The 12117-nt window shown below is 73.1% G+C and carries 15 protein-coding genes; 10 read left to right on the top strand and 5 right to left on the bottom strand.

All coding sequences use genetic code 11. The features are described 5' to 3' along the window. Window positions 1-82: 82 nt before the first annotated feature. From HP550_RS08120 to HP550_RS08100, 5 genes are all read left to right on the top strand, one after another. Window positions 83-2140 carry an elongation factor G gene (locus HP550_RS08120; RefSeq protein WP_175347094.1) on the top strand — a complete coding sequence of 686 codons (2058 nt, stop codon included), beginning with the start codon at window positions 83-85 and terminating at the stop codon, window positions 2138-2140. Then, entirely contained in the window at window positions 2137-2493 is a 357-nt protein-coding gene (locus HP550_RS08115; RefSeq protein WP_343048049.1) for a nucleotide pyrophosphohydrolase, read from the top strand. The genes HP550_RS08120 and HP550_RS08115 overlap by 4 nt, the downstream gene beginning before the upstream one ends. A 10-nt stretch (window positions 2494-2503) precedes the next feature. After that, window positions 2504-3121, top strand: coding sequence for an L-threonylcarbamoyladenylate synthase (locus tag HP550_RS08110; protein WP_175347093.1), 618 nt, complete (start codon window positions 2504-2506; stop codon window positions 3119-3121). A gap of 93 nt (window positions 3122-3214) precedes the next feature. Continuing rightward, window positions 3215-3688, top strand: coding sequence for a TIGR00725 family protein (locus HP550_RS08105; protein ID WP_175347091.1), 474 nt, complete (start codon window positions 3215-3217; stop codon window positions 3686-3688). Continuing rightward, window positions 3685-4464 (top strand): uracil-DNA glycosylase family protein, encoded by a 780-nt coding sequence (locus tag HP550_RS08100; RefSeq protein ID WP_175347089.1) that lies wholly within the window; start codon window positions 3685-3687, stop codon window positions 4462-4464. The genes HP550_RS08105 and HP550_RS08100 overlap by 4 nt, the downstream gene beginning before the upstream one ends. Here HP550_RS08100 and HP550_RS08095 read toward each other — a convergent pair. Continuing rightward, window positions 4428-5321 carry a DUF2510 domain-containing protein gene (locus HP550_RS08095; protein ID WP_175347087.1) on the bottom strand — a complete coding sequence of 298 codons (894 nt, stop codon included), beginning with the start codon at window positions 5319-5321 and terminating at the stop codon, window positions 4428-4430. The genes HP550_RS08100 and HP550_RS08095 overlap by 37 nt on opposite strands. A gap of 80 nt (window positions 5322-5401) precedes the next feature. On the opposite strand from HP550_RS08095, the gene HP550_RS08090 reads away from it, so the two are divergent. Continuing rightward, window positions 5402-6352, top strand: coding sequence for a glycoside hydrolase family 113 (locus tag HP550_RS08090; protein ID WP_425484427.1), 951 nt, complete (start codon window positions 5402-5404; stop codon window positions 6350-6352). Window position 6353: 1 nt separating this feature from the next. Here the strand turns inward: HP550_RS08090 and HP550_RS23015 are convergent, their stop codons facing one another. Together HP550_RS23015 and HP550_RS08080 are read right to left on the bottom strand one after the other, a co-directional pair. Beyond that, window positions 6354-7103: an RDD family protein gene (locus HP550_RS23015; protein WP_175347086.1), complete on the bottom strand. Its 750-nt coding sequence runs from the start codon at window positions 7101-7103 to the stop codon at window positions 6354-6356. Window positions 7104-7200: 97 nt separating this feature from the next. After that, window positions 7201-7935 carry a WHG domain-containing protein gene (locus HP550_RS08080; protein WP_175347084.1) on the bottom strand — a complete coding sequence of 245 codons (735 nt, stop codon included), beginning with the start codon at window positions 7933-7935 and terminating at the stop codon, window positions 7201-7203. 111 nt (window positions 7936-8046) lie between these two features. Between HP550_RS08080 and HP550_RS08075 the strand changes: the two genes are divergently transcribed. The 4 genes from HP550_RS08075 (at window position 8047) to HP550_RS08060 (ending at window position 11344) form a co-directional block, all read left to right on the top strand. Then, window positions 8047-8976 carry an NAD-dependent epimerase/dehydratase family protein gene (locus tag HP550_RS08075; RefSeq protein ID WP_175347082.1) on the top strand — a complete coding sequence of 310 codons (930 nt, stop codon included), beginning with the start codon at window positions 8047-8049 and terminating at the stop codon, window positions 8974-8976. A gap of 11 nt (window positions 8977-8987) precedes the next feature. Then, the gene (locus HP550_RS08070) at window positions 8988-9806 is read left to right on the top strand and encodes an LLM class flavin-dependent oxidoreductase (protein WP_175347080.1); all 819 of its coding nucleotides are present in this window, start codon (window positions 8988-8990) and stop codon (window positions 9804-9806) included. Beyond that, window positions 9803-10531, top strand: a complete 729-nt coding sequence (locus HP550_RS23010) for a GNAT family N-acetyltransferase (protein WP_210767811.1) — start codon at window positions 9803-9805, stop codon at window positions 10529-10531. Before HP550_RS08070 ends, HP550_RS23010 begins: the two co-directional genes overlap by 4 nt. Window positions 10532-10678: 147 nt before the next feature. Beyond that, entirely contained in the window at window positions 10679-11344 is a 666-nt protein-coding gene (locus HP550_RS08060) for a hypothetical protein (protein ID WP_175347079.1), read from the top strand. Here HP550_RS08060 and HP550_RS08055 read toward each other — a convergent pair whose 3' ends face one another. Continuing rightward, the gene (locus HP550_RS08055) at window positions 11345-11722 is read right to left on the bottom strand and encodes an SseB family protein (protein WP_175347077.1); all 378 of its coding nucleotides are present in this window, start codon (window positions 11720-11722) and stop codon (window positions 11345-11347) included. 47 nt (window positions 11723-11769) lie between these two features. After that, complete coding sequence (locus HP550_RS08050) at window positions 11770-12096, bottom strand: hypothetical protein (RefSeq protein ID WP_175347075.1); 327 nt, start codon at window positions 12094-12096, stop codon at window positions 11770-11772. Window positions 12097-12117: the final 21 nt, after the last annotated feature.

The raw sequence follows: 12117 nt of genomic DNA, 5'->3' as shown, positions 1-12117 counted from the left end.
GACGAGCCCGGGACGCACCTCGCGTCCCGGGCTCGTCCCGTCCTAGGGTGGCTCAGGAGCAACCTCGAACCAGGAGTGAGCCATGGACCAGGCAATGACGCCGAGGATCCGGACGGTGGCGCTCGTGGGCGCCGCCGGGTCCGGCAAGACGACTCTCACGGAGTCGCTGCTGCACCGGGCCGGAGTGCTCACCCGAGCGGGCCGCGTCGAGGACGGCTCGACGGTGACCGACCACGAGCCGGAGGAGATCGCCCGCGGCATCTCCCTGGGCCTCGGCGTCGCCCCCTTTCCGTGGACCGCGACCGACGGCAACGCCTACGACGTGACCCTGCTCGACACGCCCGGTTCCGCGGACTTCGCGGGTGCGGTCGACGCCGCGCTGACCGCCGCCGACCTCGCCCTGGTCGTGGTCAGCGCGGTCGACGGGGTGCAGGCGGGCACCCACGCGGCGTGGCGGCTGGCGGCCGAGGCCGGGGTGCCGCGGATGGTCGTCGTGACCAAGGAGGACAAGGCGCGCGCCGACTTCCGGCACGTGCTTGCGGACCTGCGCGCGGCGTTCGGCGACGGGCTCGTCCCGCTCGAGCTACCGCTGGGTGAGGAGACGTCGTTCACCGGCGTCGCCGACGTGCTCAGCGAGCAGGGTCTGGCCTACGACCGGGAGGGCCGGCACCGCACGGAGGCCCTGCCGGCCGGGATCGCCGACGAGGAGCACCGCCTGCACGACGAGGTGACCGAGGAGATCGTCGCGCACGACGACGACCAGCTGGAGCGCTACCTGTCCGGCGAGGTGCCGACCCCGGCCGAGCTGGAGAGCACGCTGGCGCAGGAGGTCCGGACGGGCGAGGCGTTCCCGGTGCTGCTGGCGTCCGGCGTGACCGGGGTGGGCGTCGACCGGCTGGCGGACCTGCTGTGCGAGCTCGGGCCGTCGCCGACCGACCGGACCGCACGCGTGCAGGCGGGCAAGACCGTCGTCGAGGTCGCCGCCGACCCCGCCGGGCCCACCCTGCTGTACGCGTTCCGCACGCTCGCAGACCCGTTCGTCGGCCAGGTGACCATGTTCAAGGTGCTGTCCGGCACCGTGCGCAACGGCGACCGCCTGCTCAACACCGCCACCCGGACGGAGGAGCGCATCCCCGGGCTGTTCCGGCTGCGCGGCAAGGAGCACCTGCCGGTCGACGCCGTCCCGGCGGGGCAGATCGGTGCCGTCGCCAAGCTCACCGGGACCCCGTCGGGGAGCCTGCTGGCGGAACGCACCGGGCCGGGCGCGTCGATGACCGCCCGGCCTCCGCGCGTCCGGGACACCGTCTACGCGCTGGCGCTCGAGCCGGTGACGCAGTCCGACGACGACCGGCTCTCGGCCGCGCTGGCCCGCCTGACCGCCGAGGACCCGACCCTGAGCATCGACCGCACCGGCGAGAGCACCGTGCTGCGCGGGCTCGGTGACACGCACCTGGCGGTCGCCCTCGAACGACTGGCGCGCGTGTTCGGGGTGCACGTGAGCACGTCGCCGGTGCCGGTCGGGTACCGGGAGACGATCCGTCGGCCGGTCGAGGCCGAGGGCAAGGTGAAGAAGCAGTCGGGCGGGCACGGCCAGTTCGCGGTGGTGCAGCTGCGTGTGTCGCCGCTGCCGCACGGCTCCGGGTTCGAGTTCGTCGACGCCATCGTCGGCGGCGCGATCCCGCGCACCTACGTCCAGGCGGTGCACAAGGGCGTCATCGAGGCGATGGCCTCGGGCGGACCGCACGGATACCCCGTGGTGGACCTGCGCGTCGAGGTCTACGACGGCAAGTCGCACTCGGTGGACTCCTCGGACATGGCGTTCCGGACCGCCGCGGGCAACGGGGTGCGCGAGGCCCTGCACTCCGCCGGGACCACCGTGCTGGAGCCCATCAGCCGCGTGTCCGTCACGGTGCCGATCTCCGCGCAGGGCGACGTGATGAGCGACCTGTCCGCACGCCGGGGGCACATCAACGCGACCACGTCGCTCGACGACGGCCTGGTGCAGATCGACGCGTCGGTGCCGGAGGCCGAGCTGGGCCGGTACGTGCTGGACCTGCGCTCGCTCACGGGCGGCCGCGCCGAGCTGACCATGGCACCCGGCACGTTCGAGGTGTGCCCCGACCACCTGGTCCCCGCGTGACGGCTGAGCGGGAGCTGGGCGAGCTGACACGCTTGGTCCGGGAGTTCAGCACCGAGCGCGACTGGCAGCAGTTCCACGATCCGAAGTCGGTGATCCTCGCGCTCGTCGGGGAGGTCGGGGAGCTGGCGGAGCTGTTCCAGTGGGTGCCCGCCGAGCAGGCCGTCGCGCAGTTCTCGGACCCGGCGCGCCAGGCCCGCGCCGCGGAGGAGATGGCCGACGTCCTCGTCTACCTGGTGTGCCTGGCGGACGTGCTCGGCGTAGACCTCGGCGAGGCGGCGCGCGCCAAGCTGGCGGCCTCGCACGTGCGATTCGCCGCCGACCAGGTCCGCGGCGTCGCCCCCCACAAGCCGTAGCCTCGACACCATGGCCCGGTACTTCGACGTCCACCCCGAGAACCCCCAGCCGCGGTCGATCGCGCAGGTGGTGGACCTGCTGCGCAACGACGCGGTGATCGCCTACCCCACCGACTCCTGCTACGCGCTGGGCTCCCGGATCGACAACCACGACGGCGCCGACCGCATCCGCAAGATCCGGCACCTCGACGACCGGCACCACTTCACGCTGGTCTGCGCCGACTTCGCGCAGCTGGGCCAGCTGGTGCACCTGGACAACAGCGCGTTCCGCGCCATCAAGGCGGCGACCCCCGGCCCGTACACGTTCATCCTGCTGGCCACCCCCGAGGTGCCCCGGCGGCTGGCGCACGCGAAGAAGCGGTCCGTCGGCGTGCGCATCCCGAACCACCCGGTGGCCCAGGCGATCCTGCGCGAGCTCGGCGAGCCCCTCCTGTCCAGCACCCTGCTGATGCCCGGCCACGAGTGGCCGATGGTCGAGGGCTGGCAGATCAAGGAGGAGCTCGACCTGGTGCTGGACGCGGTGGTCGACGCCGGCGACTGCGGCACGGAGCCGACCACGGTGGTCGACTGGACGGAGGGCGCCCCGGAGGTGGTCCGGGTGGGCGCAGGCGACCCGGACCGGTTCTGACCTGCTCGCACGCCGAGTTCGGCAGTCTCCGTCGAGTTCGGCAGCTGCAACCACCGAAGTCGACGGGAACTCACGAACTCGAGGGGCGGTGCGATGGCGTACGTGGGGGTGGTGGGGCCGTCCGACGCGTCCCATGACGAGCTCGGTGCCGCCCGGGAGCTCGGGGTCGGGCTCGGTCGGCGCGGGCACGTCGTCGTGTGCGGCGGGCTCGGCGGGGTGATGGCTGCGGTCTCGCGCGGGGCCGCAGCCGCCGGCGGAACCGTCGTCGGCCTGCTGCCCGGGACCGACCGAGCCGACGCCAACCCCGACGTCACCGTCGCGATCCCCACCGGGCTCGGGGAGCTGCGCAACGCGCTGCTGGTCCGGTCCAGCAACGTCGTCGTGAGCGTCGGCGGGTCGTGGGGCACCCTCAGCGAGGTCGCGCTGGCGGTGCGCACCGGGGTGCCGGTGATCGCGATCGGCGGCTGGCGGATGACGACGGCCGACGGCCGCACCCCCGCCGACGAGCCCCATCGGGTGGCGACCGCCGACGCCGCGCTGGTCGTGCTGGACCGGCTGCTCGGGTGACCGGCGTACCGACCACACCGGACGACGTCGCGCGCGCCGCGGCGGCTGCCCCTGACCTGGCGGCGCTCGACGCGGTGGTCCCCACGTGCCGGGCGTGCCCGCGGCTGGTCGCGTGGCGGGAGCTGGTCGGCGTCGAGAAGCGGGCGGCCTTCCGCGACGAGGAGTACTGGGCGCGGCCGGTCCCGGGGTTCGGCGACCCGTCCGCCGGGGTGCTCGTCGTCGGCCTGGCTCCCGCGGCGCACGGCGCCAACCGCACCGGGCGCATGTTCACCGGCGACCGGTCGGGCGACTTCCTGTTCGCCGCGATGCACCGCACGGGGTTCGCCAGCCAGGCCACCTCGACCGCGCGCGACGACGGCCTCACCCTGACGGACGTCCGCGTGACCGCCCCGGTCCGGTGCGCCCCGCCCGCCAACGCCCCCACCCCGCAGGAGCGCCGGACGTGCGGCCCGTACCTCTCGCGCGAGCTGGAGCTGGTGCGGCCGCGGGTGGTCGTCGTGCTCGGGGCGTTCGGGTGGCAGGCGCTGCTCAGCACGCTCGCCGAGCAGAGCTGGGTGGTCCCCCGTCCGCGGCCACGGTTCGGGCACGGCGTCGAGGTCGCGCTCGCCGGACCGGGCGGCGCCTCCGTGGTGCTCCTCGGCTGCTTCCACGTCAGCCAGCAGAACACCTTCACCGGCCGGCTGACCCCGGACATGCTCGACGCAGTGCTCCTGCGCGCCCGAGCCCTGCTCTCCGGCGATCAGGCCAGCGACGAGTCGAGGGCAAGGCAGAGGTAGAACCCGGTGCCGTCGGCCAGGTTCAGGACCGAGTCGGTCTGCGCAGGGCAGTCCGTCCCCGCGCTGTCCAGCGTCACGAGCGTGCCGATGTACTCGTGAGCGGTCGAGCACCGCACCTGGAGCACCTGGAGGACGTCGCCCGTGGTCCCGCCGGTCCAGCACGAGCCGGCGACCGCGGGACCGAGCGGGGGCAGTGACGACGCGCGTGCGACCTGCACGACGCCGACGACGCCCAGCAGCGCGGCCAGCCCCGCCGAACCGATCACGAACGCCTTGGCTGGGGTGCTCCACGGGGTGCCGCCCTGGTCGACCATGGAGCGGTAGGACTTCCCGGCGCGCACGAACGCGACCGTGCCGCTGATCAGCCCGCCGGTCGCGATGTAGTGGCCGCCGCTGCTCGAGACCCCGAGCTCCATGGCGCGTGCCCGGAGGATCGCGATCACCCCTCCGACCACCAGGGCGAACATCCCGCCCAGCAGCGCCCAGGTCATCGTGCGACGGGCCGAGCGCACGGCTGCCTCGTCGACCAGGCGACCGACCGGGAGGACCGTCCCGTAGGGCGCGCCCGACTGGAGCGGCGCGGCGAACCCCGTCCCGTAGGGCGCTGCCGCCTGACGCGCGGAGGTGAAGCCCGCGCCGAACGTCGACATCGCCGGGGCCACGCTCCCGAAGCCGACGGGCTGGCCGTAGGCCGCATCCTGCCCGTACGGGTTCACCGCGGCCGGCATCGCCACGACGGGCGGGGGAGCGAGCGGACGCGTGGTCTCGCTCCAGCCGACGCCGTCGAACCACCGCTGCACGCCCGGCGTCACGCCGTCGTCGTACCAACCCGCTGGATGTCCGCTTCCTCCGGTCACGTCACACCTTCGGCAGATCGGGCGGAGAACTTGATGGGACTCTTTGTTCACTCGTCGAAGAAAGTGGCTAGGCTGCCGTCGTGATCACCGGAGATGACATCGGGTACGTGGCGGGCATGACCTGGGGCTGGACCGGGGTGCGGGGCACGTGGGGCGGCCCCGAGGCCGAGCGGTCCATGGACCTGATGGTCGAGCGCCTCGGCGTGACGTGGACGGCCATCACGCTCAGCGCCCTCCAGGACACCCCGCAGTCGACGCAGATCCAGTTCCGCGACCGGCCGACCGTCACCGACGACGAGGTCCGGTGGGCCATCCGGGCGGCCAAGGAGCGAGGGCTCAAGGTCTGCCTGAAGCCCGTCGTGAACGTCCGGAACGGGACGTGGCGCGCGCACATCAACTTCTTCGACATCGACGTCCCGCCGGAGCCGACGTGGTCGCAGTGGTTCGCCAGCTACACCGAGTTCATCGTCCACCACGCGCGGATCGCGGCCGAGGAGGGCGCCGAGATGTTCTGCGTCGGCTGCGAGATGGTGCAGTCGGACCGCCGCGAGGCGCAGTGGCGCGCCCTGGTCGCCGACGTCCGCGCGGTCTACCCCGGCCTGGTCACCTACAACTGCGACAAGTACCAGGAGGACCACGTCGGCTGGTGGGACGCGGTCGACGTGATCTCCTCGTCGGGCTACTACCCGGTGGACGACTGGGAGAACCAGCTGGACCGCATCGAGAAGGTGGTCGCCGCGCACGGCACGCCGTTCTTCTTCATGGAGGCCGGCTGCCCCAGCCGGGTCGGCTCCCCCGCGCTGCCCAACGACTGGGCCCTGCACGGGGCTCCGTCCGAGCAGGCGCAGGTCGACTGGTACCGGGCGGCCTTCTCGGCGTGCGCGCGCCGCGACTGGGTGCGCGGCTTCATGCTCTGGGACTGGCCGGCGCGGCTGTACGACGAGGCCGACGCGGCGACGGACGGCGACTACTGCATGTTCGGCAAGGCCGCCGAGGCCGTCGTCCACGCCGAGTACACCCGCGCGAGGTAGGTCAGCGGACGACGACCGACTTGGTCAGCTTGTCCGAGAACGTCTGCCGCTGCGTGTCCCACAGCGGCCACAGGTACCCGAGGTAGAGCACCAGGCCGTCGACGTAGTGGGCGACGTCGCGCACGAACGCCATCCAGACGCCCAGCGGCGCGCCGGTCCCATCCTTCTGCAGCGTGATCCCCAGAGCCTTCTTGCCCCACGACTGTCCCGTCCGACCGCCACGGACCCACCGGTTCCACACCCACAGGCCGAGCGTCACGGCCGCGCCGACGGCGAACGTGACCAGACCGGTCGCCGTGGGCTGGTCCGCGGACGCTCCGTACGCGTCGTAGCCCGACTCGGAGGTCACCGTCATGACCATCAGACCCAGCAGGTACGGCACCCAGGCGAGCGAGTCGAGCAGGTAGGCACCCACACGCTGGAGCCACGACGCATAGCTGGGCGTGTAGCCGAAGCCGCCCGCCGGGTAGCCGTACCCGTAGGCGGGGGCACCGAACGCGGGGGTCGCACCGTAGGCGGGCACCGCACCGAAGGCGGGAGCGCCGTACGCGGGCGCGGGGTACGCGGGCCCGGGGTACGCGGGCGCGCCGTAGACAGGCGGAGGCGTGCCATACGTCGGCTCGCCGTACGGCTGGGCGGGCTGGCCGTACGGGGACGGGGCCGCGTACGGGTCGGGGACGGGCTGACCGTAGGTCGGTGCGGGCGGGTTCCACCCGGTGCTCGGGGGCTGGAACGGGTCCTGGGTGCTCACGTCTCTCCTGTTCGATGCGACGACGACGCTGCTCCCCCATCGACACGCGGGCCGCACCGGTTGAGCACCGGGCGCGGTGACCTGCGCGGACTCCTGGTCAGTCGAGGGAGATCCGCAGGCCGACGCCCGCGGCCGACGTGGCGATCGTGACGTCGAACAGGAGGGCGGGGTCGGCGGCGACGCGGTGCAGGTGGCCGAACAGCTCGGTGGAGATGGCGCCGACCAGCGACGTGAACAGCGTCGGGGAACGGGTGGCCACCCGGGCCACCTCGACGGGCACGGTGGCGGGGTCGGCCCAGCCGGCGAACGCGTAGACCTCGGGCGTCATGCGTCCCGTGGGGTCGAACGCGGGGCCCGTCGGGTCGAGGACGCCCTCCTGGAACGCCTCAAGGAGCAGGCCGACGATGACGCCCCACAGCCTCAGCGCCGCGGGCACGGTGTCCTGCGGGGCCTGGTAGCCGCGCACCGGTGTGCCGTAGATCAGCTCGAACGAGTACGGCTGGTCCAGCGCCCACCGGCGCACGGCTCGGGCGACGGCCAGCCAGGTCTGCGCGGGGCCGCTGTGACGGGCGTCGGCGGCCGCGTCCTCGGCGACCTGCCCGACGGCGTCGTACGCCTCGATGATCAGCAGCGTCAGCAGGGCGTCGCGGGACGGCACGTACCGGTAGACCGCCGACGACGCCATGCCGAGGTCCCGCGCGACGGCCCGCAGGCTCAGCGCCGCGGAGCCCTCGCTCTCCAGATGGGCACGTGCGGCGGCGAGCAGCTCCGACATGAGCTCGGCCCGCGCACGGTCGCGTGCGCGCAAGGGGGCGGTCGTCGGCTCGGTCACCCCGTCAGTGTGCCAGAACTGCGAGCACTGCTCTTGTTCTCGCCGAGACATTGTGCGAGCATTGCTCACAACGCAGAGCACTGCTCTCATCTCGACCGAGGAGACCTCGCCATGAGCCGCCACGTCATCGTCGGCAAGGGTGCCGTGGGCACCACGCTGGCCCACCTGCTCGCCGACCAGGGGGCCGACGTCCTCGTGCTCAGCCGGTCCGGCGGTACCCCCTCCGGCCGGATCACGCACGCGACCGTCGACGCCACCGACGCCGACGCCCTCGCCGCGGCGGTGCGGGGAGCGGACGTCCTCTACAACTGCGCCTCGCCGGCCTATCACCGCTGGCCCACCGACTGGCCCCCGCTGTGGGCCTCCCTGCTCGACGCGGCGTCGCGCACCGGGGCGGTGCTCGTGACTGCCGGCAACCTGTACGGCTACGCCACCCACGGCGCCGTGATGACCGAGGACTCGCCGCTCGACAGCACCGACACCAAGGGAGCGGTGCGGGCGCAGATGTGGCGTGACGCCGAGGCCCGCCACCGCGCCGGCGACGTGCGGGTCACCGAGGTGCGCGGGGCGGACTACGTCGGTCCGCTCGCGGACTCCCAGGCGCTCGCCGGCCCGCGGTTCCTCGATCCCCTCCTGGCCGGCAAGGTGGTGCGCCCGGTCGTCGCCGTCGACCAGCCGCACAGCTGGAGCTACCTGCCCGACTTCGCCCGCGCGCTCGTCGCAGCCGGCGCGACCCCCGCCGCCTGGGGGCACGGGTGGCACGTCCCCACCGCGGAGCCGTTGACGCTCCGCGAGCTCGGAGAACGGTTCGCGGTCGGCGGCCCGGCACCGCGGATCCGCCCGATCCCGGCGGCCGTGGTGCGCGCCCTGGGCCTGGTGTCGCCGCTCCTGCGGGAGGTCGCCGCCGTCTCCGACCACTTCACGCAGCCTTACGTCATGGACACCGCGGCGTCGTCACGCATGCTGGGCTTCGTCGCGACGCCGTGGGACGACGCCATCGCCGAGACGCTCGGCCGGACCGTTGTCGGAGGTCGGGCGTAGCGTCGGGTGCCATGAAGTTCGGTGTCACCGCCACGTGCGGAACTGCTGCCCAGAACATCGAGATGGCGGTCGCCGCCGAGGACGCCGGCTGGGACGGCTTCTTCGCGTGGGACGGCATCGCCATCGGCCCCATGGACACGTTCGACCCGTGGACCCTGCTCGGCGCGGCCGCGGTGCGCACCAGTCGCGTCACGCTCGGCGCCATGGTCTTCTCGCTGCCGCGCCGCAAGCCGTGGGAGGTGGCCCGGCAGGCGCTCACCGTCGACCAGCTCTCCGGCGGCCGCCTCGTCCTCCCGGTCGGCCTCGGCGCCATCGACGACGCCGCGTACAGCCGGGTGTCCGGCGAGCACGTGGACGTCAAGGAGCGGGCGGCGCTGCTCGACGAGTCCCTGGCGATCCTGGACCAGGCCTGGACCGGCGAGAAGTTCAGCCACGAGGGCGCCTACTACCAGTTCACCGACTTCCAGTTCCAGCCGCGGCCGGTGCGCGGGACCATCCCCGTCTGGGTGATCGGCGCGTGGTTCGCCCCGAGGTCGATGCGCCGGGCGGCCGGTCGGGACGGGGTGATGCCGGTCCGCCGGGAGAACTCCTTCGACCCGCTGGTCCCCGACCAGCTCCGGGAGATCTCGGCCTGGGTGACCGAGCAGCGCGGCGGCGAGCCGTTCGAGCTGGTGGTCGAGGGCGTGCTGCCGACCGACCCCACCGAGGCGAACGACAAGATCGCCGCGCTGGAGGACGCCGGGGTCACCTGGTGGATCGACTCCAACTGGGACTTCGACAACGTCACCCCGGACGGCTTGCTCGAGCGGATCCGACGAGGCCCTGTGTGACGGCGACCATCGCCGACTGCGAGCGCGTCCAGCTCAGCTGGTTCCAGCTGCGCGCCCAGGTGCTCGGCGCCGAGACGTGGGAGGACGACGGACTCACCTGGGTGGACGCGAACCTCATGTTCCCGCAGGTCATCGACCCCGCCGCGCTCGCTCGCGGCATCGAACGCGCACGCGCACTGCATCGACGGACCGTAGGCGCGTGGCTCGGAAAGGATGTCGACCCCGCTCCGCTGGCCGCCGCCGGGTTCGAGGAGGGCTGGGAGCCGTGGTGGATGGCGGGTCCGGCGGACCTCGGCGGGATCCCGGCGGACGCCCGGGTGGAGCTCCAGGAGACGACCAGCGACTACCGCGGGATGCACGCCGGCTACGCGGCCGAGCTGGCGATGGCGCGCCTGCGGCCCGCGCGGGCCTGGTACGCCGCCGCCTACGACGAGGGCCGGTTCGCCGGCCGGGCGTGGTCGCACCAGGTCGATGACCTCGCGGGGGTGTTCGACGTCGACGTTTGGCAGCCGTTCCAGCGGCGCGGCCTGGGCTCCGGGCTGATGCAGGCGGTGTGCTCCGCGGCGGCCCGTTCCGGGGCGCGGACGGTGGTGCTCAACTCCACGCCGGCAGGGGTACGGCTCTACGAGAAGTGCGGTCTGGAACGCATCGGGACGGGCATCACGTGGTGGTTGCACCTGCCGATCGGCGCCGGAGGTCCGCTGGGTGCGTCACACTCTCTATAGAGACGAAGGAGCACCATGCTGACATGCCCGGTCTGTACGTCCGGAGAGCTCGAACTCGTCGAACGGTTGGCGGACGATCGCCGCATCATCCGATGCACCGCGTGCGCGCACCAGTGGACCCGTGGGGAGTCGAAGGCGCAGGCCGCCTTGCCGGCCTCGTCGGCCGACCTCCAGGCCCGTTTCCCGGACCGCTCGGCGGTGGACCCGGCCCGGCTGGAGCAGGTGGCGGCGCTCGCCAAGGCTGCCGCACCCACCGAGCCCGGGTTCGACTGGTCGCACTACCAGCAGGTCTTCAGCCGCGACGAGGTGGCCGACGCCGAGCCGCGCGACCTCCTGTCGTTCGTGAACGAGACCCCCGGCGCCACCAACGCGACGACCGCGTCGTTCAACCGGGCGTGGAAGACGATGGGCGAGCGTGAGGCGTCGGCCCGCACCCGCAACACCATCCGCTACCTGCTCTACGGGCCCGCGACGGTGCCGCTCCCCGACCGGCTCACGCGGCTGATCCTCGGCCAGGGCGGGCTCGGGATGACCGGCTTCAAGGAGCCGGCGCTGACCAGGCTGCTCGTCGCCATGTCGCCCGACGCCTACCTGCCGATCTCCACGTACGGCGGCGCGCGCGGCGGCAAGCGGGAGATCGCGCAGCGCGTCTACGGGCTGACGCTCCCCGAGGTGGCCAAGGAGCAGTTCACCCTCGGGCGGCTGATCCTGTGGAGCAACGACCTGCTGGTGGACCTGGTCGAGGACGAGTTCGACGACCTCACGCAGGCGGCCGCGTTCCTCACCAGCGTGAAGGTGCCCGTCCCCGCCTGATCACTCGTCGTGCGGCCGCGCCAGCTCGTCGCGCAGCTGCGCGACGACGTCCGGCCCCAGCTCGAACCCCTGCGAGCTGCCCGGGTTGATCACGATGCCGACGTCCGCAGGCATGCGCAGCAGCACCTCGCGGACCGGCATCGCCACGGCGTCACCACCGAGGCGGCCCTCGTCGCGGAACCGCTGCTCGGACGAGAACGCCACCAGGTGGTGCGCGCCGTCGCGGTGCACAATCGCCGGGATGAACCCCTCCAGGTGCTCCCCGACCGGTCCCCCGCTCGGCACGGCCAGCTTCTCGTAGGCGAACCGGGTCAGCAGCTTGGCGCCGTCGATCGTGCCGGGCGCCGCGGTGCGCAGGGCCTGGTCGAAGTCCTTCATCGTGGTGCTCCCTCGTCGTTGCGGGCGAGGGTCACGCTACCTGCGGATCAGCCGGTTGCGAGCCGGAACAGGCTGGGTGTGACCACCTCGAGGCGCAGCACCTCGAACCCCGTGTGGTGTCGCCGGCCGACGACGTGCCGCGCCCACGCGTGCTCCCGGCAGAGCTCCGGCGTCGACCAGACCTGCCCGTTCGGCCAGCCCGGCGTGTCCAGCCGCACCCCCATCACCTCGCCCATCACCAGCACCCAGCGGGTATCCGGGCCGTCCGGCGCCTCCCCGATCGGGTGCGCCACCGCCCACACGGTGCTGCCGGTCTCCGGCTGGTGGTCGTCGGTCGCGGAGTAGAGGCGGGGCACGTCCAGCGCGATGGCCATGGCACCCAGTGCACTCCGGCG

It is taken from the genome of Cellulomonas humilata (assembly GCF_013359775.1).
Lineage (GTDB): Bacteria > Actinomycetota > Actinomycetes > Actinomycetales > Cellulomonadaceae > Cellulomonas > Cellulomonas humilata.
The sequence above is the reverse complement of the archived record's forward strand: the minus strand, read 5'-3'. Positions and strand labels throughout refer to the sequence as shown.